The organism is Steroidobacteraceae bacterium, from assembly GCA_041395505.1.
GTDB lineage: Bacteria > Pseudomonadota > Gammaproteobacteria > Steroidobacterales > Steroidobacteraceae > JAWLAG01.
Map to the genome: position 1 here is coordinate 614,280 of JAWLAG010000002.1, position 15,475 is coordinate 629,754.

Consider the following 15,475-nt stretch of genomic DNA (forward strand, 5'->3'; position numbering starts at 1 on the left):
GCTCAGTCGCCAGCCAGAAACTGCGCATAGATCGGCGGACTGCCGATGCGCAGCAGGTCACCGGCATGCAGCGGCGTGCGCTTCGCGACGCGTTGGCCGTTGTGGAAGCTGCCGTGGCGACTGTGATCCACGAGGTAGTGCCGGTCGCCATCGGCCTCGATGGTGCAGTGATGGCGCGACACGCCCTGCGCGTTTGCCGGCAACGGAATATCGCAGCCCTCGCGCCCAAGGGTCCTGTGTTCGGCAGCCAATTCGAAACGCTGGCCGTTGATGGCGATTGCGGTGGGCGTTGCCGGGGTCGCACTTCGAATCGGCGTCCAGGCCGGCGCGAACACGGGCTCTGCCAGTGTCGGCACGGCAAGTGCCAGTGCGAGCCCCGAACCTGCGACCGCTTGCCGCGATGCCGCCATCGCCGCGACGCCTTGTGGCAGCAGTGCCATTCGACCCGCGCAGACCGCCGCGATCGCCACCGGGAAACCTGGCCAGTGCTCGCAGTGCCGCGGCAGGAGAAGCGAAACGTCGCTCACGGCGCCGAGCTCCGCCAGCACTTGCTGCACGCGCTCATAGAGTGGCGCTGCGGCGTACTGCAGGTCGGCCGCCGCAATCCTGGCGGTGAACGCTCGTCCCTGCGAACTCAGTTGTACCTGTGCCAATTGCCCGTGCGCCAGACGCTCCAGCACACGCGGCAGCGCATCGTATAGCTGTTGTTCGAGCTGTCCGTGATGGAGAGGATCGAAGCGGGTCTGGCGCACCATGCTGGCCGCGATGCACTCGAGCCACAGCTCCTGCATGCGGATCAGCCCGATGCCCTCCACGGTTACGGATCGCAGCCTGCGCGCAGCCGCGCCGGTTTCTACCAGGCTTGCAGCAACGTGATGAAGACCCACTTCGAGCACGATCGCGGCACCTTGCACGCCGCTTGCAGCCGCGCTGAGTGCAGCAGCGTCGCACAGTTGCGGCTCGGGCAACTCGAGCGCCGCGAACAGTCCGGGAATCACGCCGAGCGGAGCGATGTCGAAGCGCGCCGGGACGGCGACGACGTACTGGTCGTCGCTGCCGCCGTAGCTGGCAAGACGCCTGCGTAACTCGCTCGCAAGCAGCATGTTGTTGGCATCATCGTCGCCGTTGCCAAGCTGCAGGCTTTGCCAGTGATCGCTGCTGACCCGTTCCGGCGCCTCGCGCAGCAGGGATTGCGCGTCATCGCCGAGGCTGCCGTTGCCGGCCGAGCCATTGTCGACGAGGCTCGGTCGGCAATCGAGCAACACGCCGTCGCTCGCGATGGCATACGACGCGTCGTCGACATGCAGACCGAGGCAGGCCATGGCCGTCAGTGCGCCTGCATGTTGCGGATGACTTTCTGATCGAGATAGGTTTCGGCATCGTGCACGAGCCGCTCCTGCACGAGCTGCAACTGGTGCAGCAGGAACATCAGCAGTATCGACAGCAACAGCGCGATCAGCGTTGAATTGAATGCCACACCGAGTCCGGCGGTGACGCCGCTGATATCGCCCGATACAGCCTTGTGTGCCTGCGAGAGTGCATCGCCGATGCCGCGCACCGTACCGATGAAGCCGATGGCCGGTATGGCCCAGGCGATGTAGCGCAGCATCGACAGCTCCGAATCGAGACGCTCGGACTCGGTCTCGCATACCGCGTGGGCCACATCGGACACGTCCTGGACGTTTCGCGTCGCGCCAAACCGTCCGAGTGCGGCAAGGAGTGCGCGCGGCACGAGCGCGTTGCGTTGCTCAGCCGGCAGCGCCTCGAGTTGCCGCGAGTACTCGCGCGTGTCCTCGGGCAGTATGCGCATGCCCTCCGGAATGCGCAGTACTTCCCCGTCCAGGATCTGCCGCTCGCGACGCTGCGACAGGGCCTTGTAGCCCATGATCGCAAGGGCCCAGAGCATGAGGATGATCTCGGATTCCTGCTCGTAGTCCTTGATGAGGATGTAGGGACTGCGCTCGGCGACGAAATTCGGGTCCTGGTCCATGGCGAGTTTCTGCGCGGCCATGATGGCATTCGCCGTCGGTCGCACATGCAGGACATAGATCGTGTGTACCAGCAGGATCGCCAGCATCAGCGCCGCTACGTTGAATGAAAACTCATTCGGATAGCGCCGCAGCTGCAGCAGATTGGCCGGACTGGAAATTGCATTCGTGTCATTCATGGTCTGCGCCTGCAGTTAGATGTCGATTGGAAACGAGACGTTATTGTCAGCCGAATCGCGCATGCTCGGGTCGCTCTCCGCATCCGCGCCCTGGCTCAAGGGTTCGGCCGGCTTTTCCTGGGCCTGCGGCTCCGCGGTATCCGTTTTCTCCACGGGCTCCTGCTGTTGCGCCTGTGCTTCCTGGGCCAGGAGGCGCGTACCGTAGAGAACGGCGGTGCCACAGAGCAGCGCCGCAAGGGCGGTCAGGGCGATCAACGCCAGGGTCTGGCGCTCAGCGCGACGCAAGGGCATTGCTGTCCTCCTCGGTGTACTGCACGCCAGCGGGATCAGCGTAGCGCGCTATCCGAAACCCAAGATTGTTGGCTGCGACATCGCCGGCCTCGCGCCAGGCCAGGCGCAGCTCGGCGGTGAGCGTCGTGCGCCAGCTTGCGCCGCGAAACACATGGCTGCGCCCACTCTCCGGGCCCAGCGGGTCGATACTCGCCTCTCGATCCGGAAACGCGGCGTAACGATCATTGACCCACTCGGACACGTTGCCGCCCATGTCGAAGAGTCCGGAGGGATTGGCTGGAAACCGGCCGGTTGGTGCGACTGCCTTGTACTCGTCACTGTGGCCCGCAAGCGCCGAGCCGAGAATGCCGCCCGCCTCGCTGCCACCGAGATTGTCCCGCCCGCTCGGCACGGGCAGGCTGTTCCCCCAGGCATAACGCAGGAGACCGCCCGGGGACACGCGCGCCGCGTACTCCCATTCGGCCTCGGTCGGCAGACGATAGCCATCGCCGACGGGCGTACGCAGCACCCAGTGGTCCGAACGCCGCTCGTAGGCTTCGGCGAGTCCGGCTTCACGTGACAACCAATTGCAATACTCGACGGCCTCTGCCCAGTCGACACCGGTGACGGCCTGGGAGTCGAGATCGATGCTGAGATCGCCGACGATGCCCGACTTGTGATCGGGGCGAAATCGCCGAAATTCGCCGTTGCTGACTTCGGTCACGCCGATGTAGAACGGGCGCTTCAGCGTGACCGCGCGCAGCGACTCATTGGGACGTCGCCCCTGTTCGCGCCGCGCGCTGCCCATGTTGAACTGACCGCCCGTGATGAGCTGCAAGGCAGCACCCGTGGGCGCGCGGATGGTTCGCGCCAGGGCTTCGCGGCGCGCACCGGGACGGAACAGCTGGTAATCAACCTGGCGCGCCACGCCCGGTAACAGCGCCACCTTCTGCGTGAGGGGTTCGAAACCCTCGGCGCGCAACTCCAGCTGGTAATCGCCTGCCGGCAGATCAACGCGAAGCGGCGCGCGTCCACGGACGACACCGTTGATGAATACATCGGCCGCGGCGGGTTCGCCGGCTATATTCAGACTCACGTTGAGCGCTTCGAGTGCAACCTTGAGCTGCTCGGTCTTGCCTGCCACTGCCGTGAACTGCACGGCGCGGCTGCGATAGCCACGCCGCGACACCAGCACCGGATAATCGACTCCCGGTGCGAGACTGACAGTCAGTGGCGTGCGGCCACGATACTTGCCGCCGACAGAAACCTCCGCCGCGGAAGGCTGACTGCGAACCTCGAGCAGTGCATCCGGTGCGCCAAGATCGATGGGACCAAGATCCATCGTCCGGCCCGCCTGCACCACGACGCTGCTGTCCCAGGCACGGGCGTCGCTCGCCGTGATGCGCAGCCTGTGTACGCCGGCAGGCAGCTCGAGACGCGCCGGAAGCGCTTGCGCCGGTTGGTCGTCGACGCGAAGCAGGGCGGCCGCGCTGCTGCTCGAGACATTGACGACGCCCCAGTCGGGTTGCATTTCGATTGCGATCGTCTGTCGCAGGCCACCACCCTCGACGTCGATCTTGCCGATCGCATCGAGATAGCGCTTGGCCCGCAGGGTGATGGTATGCGCGCCCGGCTTGATCTCGAGCTCGCCCGGCACTTTCCCCGCCTCGGCACCATCGACGTAGGCGAGCGCAGCGATGTCGGCCGTGTCGACCGTCACGAGACCCGGCTTCCTGACGAGCCGGATCCGGACCGGTGCGGTCATGCCGTCGCTCGCCACGATCGCGACTTCGCCATCGTAATAGCCCTCGCGGCGCGCGCGCAGCTGGTGTCGACCTGCAAATACGAACAGGGTGTCGCCGGCATGCCAGCTGAACAGGCTGCCTGTCGCGCGAACGTTGAGGTCATTGGGCGCCAGATCGAGCGGCACGCGAATCAGCGCGGCAATGAACAGCGTCGTTGCGAGCGCCGCGGCGGAGACCGCCGCCAGCACCCAGCGCAGGCGTTGGGTCGGCGGTGCGGCTGAGCGGCGACGAGGGAGCGTTGTGCCGACCGGAAGCTGCACCGCAATGGGCTTGATGGCGATCGACTCTTCGCTGTGGGTCACCACGCGAGTCGTAGCGGGAAGTTGCCCGGGCGCCTGGGTGCGATTGGCAACATCGTGCTCGACGTCGAGGGCGAGTGTGCCGTCCGCCTCCTGCAAACGAAGTTGCACGCGGCCGCAGTGAACGACATCGCCCGGCGCGAGATCGTGGTGATCATCGAGACGGTCGCCATTGACGTCGACTGCGGGGGCGCCGGCGAGCTTCACGAGCCGCAGCCGACCGTCGATGACTTCGATGTTGAGCATCGGCCCGGTCGGGCCGGGCACGACGATCGTCGCACCGGCCCCGCCGATGGTCAGCGGCAGCCGCATCCGCCGCTGCCCCTGCGGCTCGATGATCGTCAGGTCGGTGAGTTCGCGCATTGCGGGACGCGCGCCGGTGGTCATGTCGGCCTCAGATGGCTTCGTCGCAGCGCACGATGACCGTCTGAACGCTCTCTCCCGGCGTTACGACTATCTCGCGGCGCACGTCGCGGTAGCCGGTACGCGTACCGACCACGACATAACGTCCGGGTTTCAGTTCGACTTGTCGTCGCATGAAGCTTCCGTACTGCCCGACACGCGTGATGCTCACCGTGGTCGCGTCGTCAGACTCGAGCACGACCGATACTGGTTTGTCGTATTCGGGCAGCAAAAGTTCGATTCGGGCGATCTGCGAGCGCAGCACGGGTCCCTGGGGACTGATGCCGCGGGCCTGCTCGAGGAGCGAGTCGGCCTCGTTGCGGACTTCGGCAGCGGCAAGCCGCTGCGGCGCATCGATGATGCCCTGCAAGGCGCTCGCCAGGGTCGCGCGAGGCCGCACGCGCGCGAGCCCCTGCCGCGCAAACGCGATGCCGCCGTCCTCCTTGAGGAGGCCCTCGTAGATCTTCTGTGCGTCCGCCCAGCGCTCCATGTTCTCATGGCCGAGCGCGAGGCTGCGCGCCTGCTGCCAGTTGCCGCTGCGCCCGGCAGCCGCGACTTCCGCCAAGCCGCTCTGCGCCTCCGGGCCATCGCTGCGAAGCTTCGCGGCCGCCTCGAAGGCGCTGCGCGCCGCATCGAGCTTGCCTGCCTTCAGCGCGGCATAGCCATCGGCCACATGACCGGCATAGGCATCGGCCCCCATCGCGGCGCGCGCCGCGGTGAGGCCTGCTTTCGCATCGGCGTTGTCGGGCGCCAGGGCCAGTGCCTGCTGGAAGAATTCCGCGGCGCGCGCAGGCTCGCCGGCAGCGGCCGCATTGGCACCATCCGCGAGCAGCTGCAGAAGATCGGGCAACTGCGCCGTGCGCGCCAGAGCTTCCTTGGCAGCGGCATCATCGGGCTTGATACGCAGGGCCAGTTCCGCGGCCTGGCGGGCCCGGTCGGTCTGCCCGGCCTTGAAGGCGCGCTCGGACTCGGCCAGCTGCGCATGCAAGGCCGCGGCCGCACCCTCATCGACCTTGTCGAGCCGTCGCAAGGCAGTCTCGATGCGATCGATGCCAAGTTCGAAATCGCCCGCGTCGAGCGCCGCGATGCCGTCCGTGCCAAGGGATCGCGCCGCCGCATAGGCAGCGCCGCCCCACACCGGAGCCGCATGCTCCTCGAGGGCCGCGAGCCTCGATTCGAAGCTCGCGCGCAACTCGTTGGCCCGCGCCAGCTGTTCGGGATCGACGGCGTTGGAATCGGCAGGCGCCTCGCCGCCGGCGCCGACGGGTACCGTGGGTGCCGGCAGTTTCGCGGCGAAGCGCGGCAGGACGAAGAAAATGGTGCCGAGCAAAGCGACAAGCGCAACCAGCGCGATCAGAACCGGCCGCATCGGTCCGCGAGCAGGGCCGGAATCGGCACGCCGCGCACGCACGGCGTCTTCGATGATGAGTGGCGGCAGACCGCCGGCCGTCTCGCCATCGGCCGCCGTGACATTCGGCGTTTCGCCGGCTTGCGAGGCCACGTCGGCGGCGCTCAGAGCCGGCAGCTCGACGGACACCGTATCCTGCAAGGCCGCATGCAGCTCGCCGATGACTTCTTCCATCGAGGCCGGCCGCTCGGCCGCCGTCTTTGCGAGCATGCGCATCACGAGGTCTGCGAGCCTCGGCGGCACCGGGTGTATCGGCATCAGCTGCGGCGCCGGCTGGCTCACCACGGCACGCGCATCGAAGCGGGGGTAGAAAGGCGGATAGCCTGAGAGCAGTTCATAGGCGAGCGCGCCGAGGCCGTAGATGTCGTCGCTCGCCGTCGCCGGTTCACCCTTGATCTGCTGCGGGCTCGCGCTGAAGGGCGATCCGAAAGCGGCGCGATCGACGTCGTCCACCCGCGATGCGGTACCAAAATCGGCCAGCTTGATCCGCCCTTCGTTGTCGATGAGCACGTTGCCCGGCTTCAGGTCGCGGTGTATCACGCCGCGCGAATGGGCGTGGCTCAACGCCTCGGCGGTCTCGAGCAGCATGGGGACGATGCGGGTGTAGGGCTCGCCGCGCATGCGGCGCAGGTCGCCAGTCGCGAGCTCCATGGGCAGCATCAGCAGCTGGCCGTCACGCATCGGTTCGAACACTTCGAGGATGCCGGGGTGGGCGAGGCGCTGCGCCAGTTCGTATTCGCGCTCGAGTGCCTCCCAGCCATTGCCCGACCGCGCGACCGCGCCGTGCACCACCTTCAGGGCAATTTCGTGCTCGCGCAGCGCATCCCTGGCGCGCCAGACCTCGCCATGCCCACCCGAGCCGATTTTGCTAAGAAGCGTGAAGCGACCGCAAAGCTGTATGCCTTCGGCAATACTCAGCATCCACCCTCAACGTATGGTTACGTGCCTTTCGCGTTGCTGGCACTATCATCCGTGCTCTGTGGCGCCGTGGCAACGCCTGCGGTCTCTTCGAGATGCATCTCGCGCAGCAGCTGCCGCCATTCCCGATACTGCTCGTCCGCCGAGCCAACGAGCTTCAGCGTCTTGCCTTCGACGTCGACGACCTGCGATGCGGCCTCACCCTGGAAGGACTCGGACAGCTCGCGCACCGACGCCGCGGCATTCTTGGCGTCGGCATATTTCTTGAGTCCGGACAGCACACCCGCGGTGCCGCCGATGGCACCGGCCGTGCGTGCCGCGCTTTCGATGCGCCGGCAATTGTAGTCCGTCGCGGCACACTGGCCCGGCACGAACACCGAGGCCAGCACCGCCGCGGCACCGAGGAAGGTGCGGGTGCGCGCCTGGTTACGCAGGCGGTTTTCTTTCTCCATTTCCTCGAAGCTTGCCCGCCGGTAGGAGTCGTAGGCATCGGAGAGCTGGTCGTCGAAATTCTCGTAGTAGCCGTCCAGGGTGTCGATGATGGTGGCATCGGTCTCGCGGATACGGCGCACGCGCTGCATGAGTGGATCGTTCTCCGCCGGCAGCCGCGCAATGCTGCGACGTCCGTTGTTGTCGGTAACCAGGTAGCCCGCCAGCGCACTCGGTGCAAGATCCTCCGCGAACCGCAACTCGCTGACCTGGCGAATTGCACGCCGGTCCTCGGCCGTGAGGCCGGCGCGCGCCGCGACCAGATCGTTCGCAATGCGCGAATAGACATTCTGGAAAGGATCGCGCGCCTTGAGCGCGGCATCGGTCTTGTACGAGCCGACATCGGCGTCCCCTGCGTAGCGCCGGTCGTCGATGAGGACGCGACCAGTGGCATCGACGGCACGTACCTGCAGCGCAAGATTGGCGCCGGTCGATTCGATGATCTTGCCGGTGAGCAGGATGTCGACGAACTGCACGTTGTCGGGCACGGTGCGCACCGCGCCCCATTGGCCGGAGGTTTCGAGCGTATCGCTGAGCGATGCGGCAACGAAACGCGCTTCGGCACGACGCAGATCGGGGTAGATGCGTCGTTTGGCGAGCGCATCGGGATCCTCAGCGATCTCGGCCGGTATGCCTGGATCGAACACATGCACGCCGACATCGAGCAACTCGTCGGCAGGAATCTGTTGAGTCGCCTGTACGGGGTTGATCTTCTCGAGCGGCCGGGTTTCATGAACCACACAACCGGTGAGCAAAGTGCCGTACGCGAGGAGTGCAATTGCAAGAAGTTTCATCGATCAGCCTCCAGCCTCAGCCGCCCGTGACGCTTTTCTTGTATTCGATGTACTCCTTCCAGAGTTTCTCCTTGAGCTCCGGATCGGTCTCCTGCTCGGCAGCACGGCGCAGGCGCCTTGCGACGATGTCGTCGTCATCGCCGCTCGGTATGTTCCTGGCGCCGCGACCGCCGCCGCCCGAGCTGGAACCGCCCGCCGTCTGGTCGCCGTCCTGTTCGGCCTGCTTCTGGTCCTGCTCGTTCTGCGACTTGAGATCGCCGGCGCGCGATTTGTTCGCACCGTTTTTCGCCATGGTGGGATCGGCGGCACCGGCTTCGCCCTCGCCCGTGCCGTCCGTGCCTTCCGTCTTCGCGCTGCCGGCGCGATCGGCCGCGCGGGCATCACGCTGGCGCGCGAGTTCGTCCTGCTCGCCCTGGAGCTTGCGATCGAAATCGCCGATGGAATCGTCGAGGCGCTTGGCAATCGTGGTGCTGCGCTCCTCAGGCGTGGTCGCTGGCTCGGCCGTGCCTGTCGTACCGCTGCCGCTCGCATCCTTGCCGGCCGAGGGCTTGGGCAAGCCGGCGCTCGGCAAACCCGGTGTCGACGCGCCCGTCCCCGACGAGGGCACCGGCAGGGGCAAGGAGGCGCCGCCGCCCGAGGGTGATGGACTGCCCGGCATGCCGCCGGTGCCGCTGCCATTGCCATTGCTGGCGCAGGCGGCAAGCACCAGTGCCGCAAGCAACAGCAGGGGCGTCGGGCGATGGTTGGACCGAGAGTCGGCGATGGTCATGTCGGTATCACCTCGGGGCAGGCAACGGTCATCTGGAATCATTGGACGCCACTCGAGTGCAAATGTTTCGTTCATTCGCTCCCTGCACCCGAGGGCGCAGCGGGCGCGGTGTCGTCACCATGGAAGAACCCGCGCAATTGCTCACTGATGCGATTGCAGGCGGTGCCCTCGACACGGGCTATGAACGGCAGCGGCACGACGGCGCCGATGATCGCGGAGGTGCCAGTCACATTGGTACCGACGCTGCCAGCGGATTTCGCGGTCTTGACGTCCCAGATCGTGGCTTCGTAAGCCGACTCCTTTTCCCACCAACCGAAACCGACGCAGCCCGCGGCACCCGGTGCCGCGCCGCAGGCCAGGCTGCCACCCCCATCGGTCTTGCGCGTGCCGCCATCGAGCCAGACGATATAACGCACGCCCGTGCGTTCGAATTGCTCGGCGACGCCCGGGCGGGTGAGCAAGGTGGCAACCGCTTCAGGACGTGTCGGCGCCGTGCCGGCTTCGAGCCAGGGGAAGACGCTGTCGACGAAGGTGTCGTTATCGGCGACGCGGATGGCCCGCTCGCCTCCTCGCGACAGCGAGCTGCCGATGCAGTCCATGAACTTGTCTTCGGCGCCAAGGCTTTCAATCTGCGGCTTGGCGAGTATGACGACGGCTTCGTCCTTGCCGATCTCGGTATGTTGCTCTCGCGATTCGTCGACGCGCGCCGACATGCATCCGCCGAGCAGAAGACAGGCGGTGGCAATCGTTCCGACAACAGCAATGCGCCGGTCGCTGCCCATGGAGAGACAGTTGATCATGACTCGCCCCCTTTTCGCGCTGGCATGCCCTGCCCTGAGTATGCCACGCGCAGGCCACCCGAAGACTTAAGACTCCCGGGCGCGCGCTGGGTTCCCGGGATCCTTGCGCCTCCCGCTCGGGCGCCATGCCGGGCCTGGCTAGAACCCGAAGCTCGCCTGCCCGGGCGCCTGGGGGGGTGCGCGAAACCGGGACGTGTCGAGTTGCGGTGCCATGCGCTGCGCGAGTCCAAGGCGCTGGCAGGCGCGGCGAAACCTCGAGCGCAGAAGGTCGGCGTACGGGCCGGCACCGGTCATGCGCTTGCCGAAACGGCTGTCGTTGTCCCGCCCGCCGCGCATGTTCTGCACGGCCGCCATGACCCTCGAGGCACGCTCGGGATAATGCGTTGCAAGCCAGTCGCGAAACAGCGGTGCGACTTCGAGCGGCAGACGCAACATGACATAACCTGCGCTGCTGGCCCCCGCCTCGCGTGCGAGTTCCAGGATGCGCTCGAGGTCCTGATCATTGATGAACGGTATGACCGGGGCGACCAGCACGGTGACCGGCACCGAAGCAGCGCGCAGCGCGCGAATGCAGGCGAGCCGCGCGGCAGGCGCCGCGGCGCGCGGCTCGAGCACGCGCTTGAGATCGTTATCGAGGAGCGGCAGGCTGATCGACACGGCAACGAGATCGAGGGCAGCGAGCTTCGCTAGCAAATCGAGGTCCCGTTCTATCAATGTGGATTTGGTGACGATCGCCACCGGGTGACGCCGCTCGAGCAGGACCTCGAGACAACCGCGTGTGATCATGTGCTTGCGCTCGGCAGGCTGATACGGGTCGGTGTTGGCGCCCAGCATGAGGGTGCTCACGCGGTAGGACGGCTGCGACAACGCCCTGGCAAGCAGGGCCGCGGCATTGGGCTTGGCGAAAATGCGCGTCTCGAAATCGAGACCCGGCGACAAGCCGAGATAGGCATGGCTTGGACGCGCATAGCAGTAGACGCAACCGTGCTCGCAACCGCGGTAAGGATTGACTGACTGATCGAAACCGATGTCCGGAGACTGGTTGTGGCTGATGATGCTGCGCGCATGGTCGATGCTGACGACCGTCCTCGCGAGACCCTGGCCCTGCGACGCCAGCAAGCCCGCTTCGGGCTCGTAGTCCTTGGCCAGCGCATCGAAACGCACCGCCGGTTGCAGTGTCGAGCCCCGTCCTTTGACGATCGCACTCATCAAGTAACTGTATAGATATACAGTTTCACTGTCCAGCGGCGCGCAGCCTGTCGCATCGGCCGGGCATACTGCGGCCATGAACTTGCCACCAGCCGAGGTGCGCCAGGCACGACGCTGGCAATCGCCGCTCATCGTCACGACGCTTGCGGGACTGCTGTTTGCCACGTTGACGGGCTCGTTGTTGCTTTTTTTCGGTGCGGGCCTCGCCGACCGCAACTACTGGGAATTTGTGCACTGGATGCCGGCGGCGATCGTGCTGCCGGTGTACGCGAGCTACCAGCTTCGCCACTACCTGCGTGTCCGTGCGCCGGCTCGCCCGACGCACTATCGCGTCGGATTACATGCTTTTTATCTCATGTGTGGCGCGAGCCTCAGCGGCCTTGCGCTGCTGGTACCGGCGGTCGGCTACGGCAGCGGCTATGTGACCCTGGACCTGCTGCATATTTTCTTCGGCTACGGTTTCGTGCTGCTGCTGAGCGCACATCTGACGCTGGTCGCGCTGCTCACCGTGGGCAGACTGCCGCCACGATGGCGGTCGATTGGTCAGCGCGCCGTTGCCCTGTGCGCAAGCCTCACGACAGCTGCCTCGGTCGCGCTGCTCGCAATCGCTATAGCAGGTAGTTGAGCGCGTACAGGAATTCGCCCGAGCCCACGCTCAGCATCCACAGCCCGAGGAAGCCGAAGCACAGGAACGGATGCTCGTGGAAGAAGTGCCGGTCGCGTTTGATCGCGACGAATGCCAGGTAGGCGAATACGACGAAAAGAACGAAAACCAGCAATGACAGGATCCCGTGCGCGGCCATGAACGCGATGTAGGGTGACGATGCGGCGCTGTCATGCCCTGCACGCTGGCGCGAGATCATGTACATCATGTTCACGGAGAATTCGAAAACGATGACGGCGACAGCGAGTCGCACTGCGAAACCCTTGCGCAGATAATTGCGGAGCACCACGGTCAGGACGCCGGCGGTAACGAAGATTTCGGCAATCGCCGAGAAGGTGCTGAACGCGGGAGCTTGCATGCGCTTATTAGATCCGCCACGCGACGCGTGGACAAGCCATGGCAGCGCGACTTGAATCGCAATCTGCAGATTTCCTTGTCGGTGTTTTGCGTCAGCTTGACGGGCGCGCGGGTAGTGCATCATCGCTGCGTTCGAGGAGTCGATCCATCCGACGCAATTCCGGAAACAATCGCGCGTAGATCACAACCACGCCGAGACATAGCACGCCGCCGATCACGATGGCGCGTACCGCGCCCCACCAACTGGCGGTGACGCCCGATTCGAATTCGCCGAGTTCATTCGAAGCGCCTATGAACATCGAACTGACCGCGCTGACCCGGCCGCGGATATGGTCGGGCGTCTCGAGCTGCACCAGCACGGAACGTACGTAGACGCTCACCATGTCGCCACCTCCGAGCACGACGAGCGCGAGCAGCGACAGCCAGAACCAGGATGACAGGCCGAGCACGATGGTCGCGACGGCGAACGCGCCAATCCCGCCGAACATCCATCGCCCCGCATGACGGCGTATGGGTCGCAGCGCGATCAGTGCTGCAATGAGCGCGGCACCGAGGCCAGGCGCCGTGCGCAGAAGCCCGAGGCCGGCAGGCCCGACCTGCAGCACATCACGCGCCAGCACGGGCAGCAACGCGGTTGCACCGCCGAACAGCACCGCGAACAGATCGAGCGAGATCGCGCCGAGCAGTATTCGCTTGCGCAGCACGAAGCGCAGGCCTTCGAGGACTTCCGCAAGGCTGCTGGTGATGGCCGCCGCGCCGGCAGGCGGCAGGCGTATGCCCGCCATCAGCAGCACGACCAACGCCAGCAGGCACAGGATGAACGCGTACACGACTGCCGGCCCCGCGAGGTAGAGCAGTCCGCCGAGCGCCGGGCCGATGATCACACCGGTCTGGAACAACACCGAGTTGGCGGCCACCGCGCTGGGGAAGAGCGGTACGGGTACCAGATTCGGCACGATGGCATGCCCGGCCGGCATCCAGAATGCCCGGCCGAGGCCAAACAGCGCCATGGCGGCGAAGATCAAGCGCACATCGGCGACGTCCAGCAACGTGAAAACGAGCAGTGCCACGGCGCAACTCGCCTCGATGCAATAGGCGGCGATCAGCACGTTGCGACGGTTGACCCGATCGACCACGAAACCGGCAGGCAGGATGGCGAGGAAGAACGGCAGGAACTGCGCGAGCCCCACCCAGCCCAGGTCAAGCGGGTTGCCCGTGCGGGCATAAACCTGCCAGCCGACCGCGACCCCGATCATCTGCCAGCTGAGCGTGGCAAGGAAGCGCGCCGCGGCATAGCGCATGAATTGCCCGTGACGCAATGCGTCCAGCGCGCTCGCGGAGTGGTTAGTCAATGACGCCGTCTTTCAGCCGCACTGCAAATACAGGCATGATAACCAAGCCCAGCGTGCAAGTTCGGAGTCGTTATGGCCAAGCCGGAAATCACCCGCCACTTCGCAACCATTACCGACGGTCGCTGGGGTGCACGGCAGGTGCATTACCGCCGCTGCGGCAGCGGTCCCGCAGTGATCATGCTGCACCAGTCACCCTTGTCATCGCTCGACATGATCCACACCATGCGGCGCTGGCACAAACACTTCACCTGCATTGCACCGGACACGCCCGGCTTCGGCCTGTCGGACCCTCTGGGTGTCGCTGCGGCCGAGACCGTCGATTTCGCCGAGGCCGTCACGGAGTTCATGGATGCGCTCGGCATAGGACGCGCTGCGATCTACGGCTTTCACACCGGCGCAATGATAGCCGGCGCGATGGCTCTCGCGTTTCCGCAGCGGGTAACAGCAGCTGCAGCCAATGGCTATGTGGTACTCGATGAGAACGAGCGTGCCGATCTCGTCGCCAATTATCTGCCGCCCTTCCGACCCGAATGGGATGGCTCGCACCTGACCTGGAGCTGGGCGCGGATGCGCGAGCAGACCATCTTCTTCCCCTGGTATGCCAAGAGCCAGGCGGAGCGGCTGCCCAATAGCGTGCCGGATCCGCAAACCCTGCAGGCCGCACTGCTCGACCTGTTGCGCGCGGGCGATCATTACCGTGTCGGTTATCGCGCGGCGTTCACCATGCGCGGCGAACTTGCGACCCGTCATGCGACCGTACCCTTGCTGGTGACTGCCGCGAAGACCGATGTGCTAGCGACGCAATTACCGAGGCTGCGCAACTGCTCCAGGACGACGAGCGTGATCGCAGGTGGCAGCGTCGATGAGACCCTCGACCTGGTTCGCGACTTCCTCAAGCGCGGCAAGCCGGCGGCGGCGCCGGCAGTCGCTGCAACCGCAGGCATTGCCGGTCGCGCCTGGAACGACACCGTGCGCATCCCGGGCGGGCAGTTGCGCCTGCGGCGCAACCTCGACGCGCCCGGACGGCCCGTGGTCGTGCAGCACGATGCCGCGGGATCTTCCGACATCATCCGTCCGCTGGCCGAATCGTTCATCGGTCACCGTCCGGTCATCGCCATCGATTTGCCCGGCCATGGCGAATCGGACAATACCCTCGGATCGGGTCGTGTAACGGTCGCGGGCCATGCACGCGCCGTGCAGCAGGCACTTCGGGCGCTCGGCGTGGATCAGTACGATTTTGTCGGCACCTGGGGCGGTGCGCTGGTTGGCCTCGAGCTCGCCACGACGGCGCGCAGCGCCCTGCGCCGCCTCGTGCTCGCCGACCTCATGTACTTCGATGCGCCGACCCTCGCGCGACTTCGCAAACACTACACGCCGCGTATCGAACCGGACTGGTACGGCGGTCATCTGCTGCACACCTGGCATATGATTCGCGATCAAAGCCTGTTCTGGCCATGGTTCGATCGCAGCAGTCAGGGCGTGATCCACCAGCCCGTGAACGTTGCAACCGAAATGGTGCACCGTCGGGTCATCGAAGTGTTCAAAGCGCCCGAGATGTGGCGCGCCGCCTACCAGGCGCACTTCGCCTATCCGGTCAAGGCCCGGTTACGTGCGCTCAAGGTCCCGGCGATGCTCGTCGCGCCGGACTGGGACCCGAACCTTGCGCACACGCGCAATGCTCACCGCGACTTTCCGCATATCCCCTTCCGACGCATGCCGGCGAGCTGGCGCGACTGGGGCCGGGAGCTGATCGCCTTCCTGGACGCCTGACC

The 15,475-nt window shown here is 65.8% G+C and carries 13 protein-coding genes; 2 read left to right on the plus strand and 11 right to left on the minus strand.

From position 1 onward, the window contains the following. Positions 1-2: 2 nt before the first annotated feature. The 9 genes from R3E77_15420 to R3E77_15460 all read right to left on the minus strand — a co-directional run bounded on the left by R3E77_15420 (position 3) and on the right by R3E77_15460 (position 11,330). Positions 3-1,322 (minus strand): FHA domain-containing protein, encoded by a 1,320-nt coding sequence (locus tag R3E77_15420; GenBank protein MEZ5500802.1) that lies wholly within the window; start codon positions 1,320-1,322, stop codon positions 3-5. A 5-nt stretch (positions 1,323-1,327) separates the two neighbouring features. Then, entirely contained in the window at positions 1,328-2,167 is an 840-nt protein-coding gene (locus R3E77_15425; protein ID MEZ5500803.1) for a MotA/TolQ/ExbB proton channel family protein, read from the minus strand. 15 nt (positions 2,168-2,182) lie between these two features. Beyond that, positions 2,183-2,458 carry a hypothetical protein gene (locus tag R3E77_15430; GenBank protein MEZ5500804.1) on the minus strand — a complete coding sequence of 92 codons (276 nt, stop codon included), beginning with the start codon at positions 2,456-2,458 and terminating at the stop codon, positions 2,183-2,185. Beyond that, positions 2,439-4,928: an SUMF1/EgtB/PvdO family nonheme iron enzyme gene (locus R3E77_15435; protein ID MEZ5500805.1), complete on the minus strand. Its 2,490-nt coding sequence runs from the start codon at positions 4,926-4,928 to the stop codon at positions 2,439-2,441. The genes R3E77_15430 and R3E77_15435 overlap by 20 nt, the downstream gene beginning before the upstream one ends. Before the next feature lie 7 nt (positions 4,929-4,935). Next, positions 4,936-7,272 (minus strand): serine/threonine-protein kinase, encoded by a 2,337-nt coding sequence (locus tag R3E77_15440; GenBank protein MEZ5500806.1) that lies wholly within the window; start codon positions 7,270-7,272, stop codon positions 4,936-4,938. A 17-nt stretch (positions 7,273-7,289) separates the two neighbouring features. Beyond that, positions 7,290-8,552 (minus strand): hypothetical protein, encoded by a 1,263-nt coding sequence (locus R3E77_15445; protein MEZ5500807.1) that lies wholly within the window; start codon positions 8,550-8,552, stop codon positions 7,290-7,292. 16 nt (positions 8,553-8,568) lie between these two features. Next, positions 8,569-9,396 carry a hypothetical protein gene (locus R3E77_15450; GenBank protein MEZ5500808.1) on the minus strand — a complete coding sequence of 276 codons (828 nt, stop codon included), beginning with the start codon at positions 9,394-9,396 and terminating at the stop codon, positions 8,569-8,571. Further along, positions 9,393-10,121 carry a hypothetical protein gene (locus R3E77_15455; protein MEZ5500809.1) on the minus strand — a complete coding sequence of 243 codons (729 nt, stop codon included), beginning with the start codon at positions 10,119-10,121 and terminating at the stop codon, positions 9,393-9,395. The genes R3E77_15450 and R3E77_15455 overlap by 4 nt, the downstream gene beginning before the upstream one ends. Positions 10,122-10,259: 138 nt before the next feature. Continuing rightward, complete coding sequence (locus tag R3E77_15460) at positions 10,260-11,330, minus strand: PA0069 family radical SAM protein (GenBank protein ID MEZ5500810.1); 1,071 nt, start codon at positions 11,328-11,330, stop codon at positions 10,260-10,262. A 76-nt stretch (positions 11,331-11,406) separates the two neighbouring features. Between R3E77_15460 and R3E77_15465 the strand changes: the two genes are divergently transcribed. Continuing rightward, the gene (locus R3E77_15465) at positions 11,407-11,955 is read left to right on the plus strand and encodes a hypothetical protein (GenBank protein ID MEZ5500811.1); all 549 of its coding nucleotides are present in this window, start codon (positions 11,407-11,409) and stop codon (positions 11,953-11,955) included. On the opposite strand, the gene R3E77_15470 is transcribed toward R3E77_15465, so the two are convergent. After that, complete coding sequence (locus R3E77_15470) at positions 11,939-12,352, minus strand: hypothetical protein (GenBank protein MEZ5500812.1); 414 nt, start codon at positions 12,350-12,352, stop codon at positions 11,939-11,941. The two genes, R3E77_15465 and R3E77_15470, sit on opposite strands and share 17 nt — an antisense overlap. A 91-nt stretch (positions 12,353-12,443) precedes the next feature. After that, positions 12,444-13,703, minus strand: a complete 1,260-nt coding sequence (locus tag R3E77_15475; GenBank protein MEZ5500813.1) for an MFS transporter — start codon at positions 13,701-13,703, stop codon at positions 12,444-12,446. Positions 13,704-13,775: 72 nt separating this feature from the next. Between R3E77_15475 and R3E77_15480 the strand changes: the two genes are divergently transcribed. Then, positions 13,776-15,473 carry an alpha/beta fold hydrolase gene (locus tag R3E77_15480; GenBank protein ID MEZ5500814.1) on the plus strand — a complete coding sequence of 566 codons (1,698 nt, stop codon included), beginning with the start codon at positions 13,776-13,778 and terminating at the stop codon, positions 15,471-15,473. Positions 15,474-15,475: the final 2 nt, after the last annotated feature.

What these genes read in the sequence shown, in the direction of transcription:
- R3E77_15420 (MEZ5500802.1), bottom strand. Translation starts at nt 1,322, where the DNA reads ATGGCCTGCCTCGGTCTGCATGTCGACGACGCGTCGTATGCCATCGCG.
- R3E77_15425 (MEZ5500803.1), bottom strand. Translation starts at nt 2,167, where the DNA reads ATGAATGACACGAATGCAATTTCCAGTCCGGCCAATCTGCTGCAGCTG.
- R3E77_15430 (MEZ5500804.1), bottom strand. Translation starts at nt 2,458, where the DNA reads ATGCCCTTGCGTCGCGCTGAGCGCCAGACCCTGGCGTTGATCGCCCTG.
- R3E77_15435 (MEZ5500805.1), bottom strand. Translation starts at nt 4,928, where the DNA reads ATGACCACCGGCGCGCGTCCCGCAATGCGCGAACTCACCGACCTGACG.
- R3E77_15440 (MEZ5500806.1), bottom strand. Translation starts at nt 7,272, where the DNA reads ATGCTGAGTATTGCCGAAGGCATACAGCTTTGCGGTCGCTTCACGCTT.
- R3E77_15445 (MEZ5500807.1), bottom strand. Translation starts at nt 8,552, where the DNA reads ATGAAACTTCTTGCAATTGCACTCCTCGCGTACGGCACTTTGCTCACC.
- R3E77_15450 (MEZ5500808.1), bottom strand. Translation starts at nt 9,396, where the DNA reads ATGAACGAAACATTTGCACTCGAGTGGCGTCCAATGATTCCAGATGAC.
- R3E77_15455 (MEZ5500809.1), bottom strand. Translation starts at nt 10,121, where the DNA reads ATGATCAACTGTCTCTCCATGGGCAGCGACCGGCGCATTGCTGTTGTC.
- R3E77_15460 (MEZ5500810.1), bottom strand. Translation starts at nt 11,330, where the DNA reads ATGAGTGCGATCGTCAAAGGACGGGGCTCGACACTGCAACCGGCGGTG.
- R3E77_15465 (MEZ5500811.1), top strand. Translation starts at nt 11,407, where the DNA reads ATGAACTTGCCACCAGCCGAGGTGCGCCAGGCACGACGCTGGCAATCG.
- R3E77_15470 (MEZ5500812.1), bottom strand. Translation starts at nt 12,352, where the DNA reads ATGCAAGCTCCCGCGTTCAGCACCTTCTCGGCGATTGCCGAAATCTTC.
- R3E77_15480 (MEZ5500814.1), top strand. Translation starts at nt 13,776, where the DNA reads ATGGCCAAGCCGGAAATCACCCGCCACTTCGCAACCATTACCGACGGT.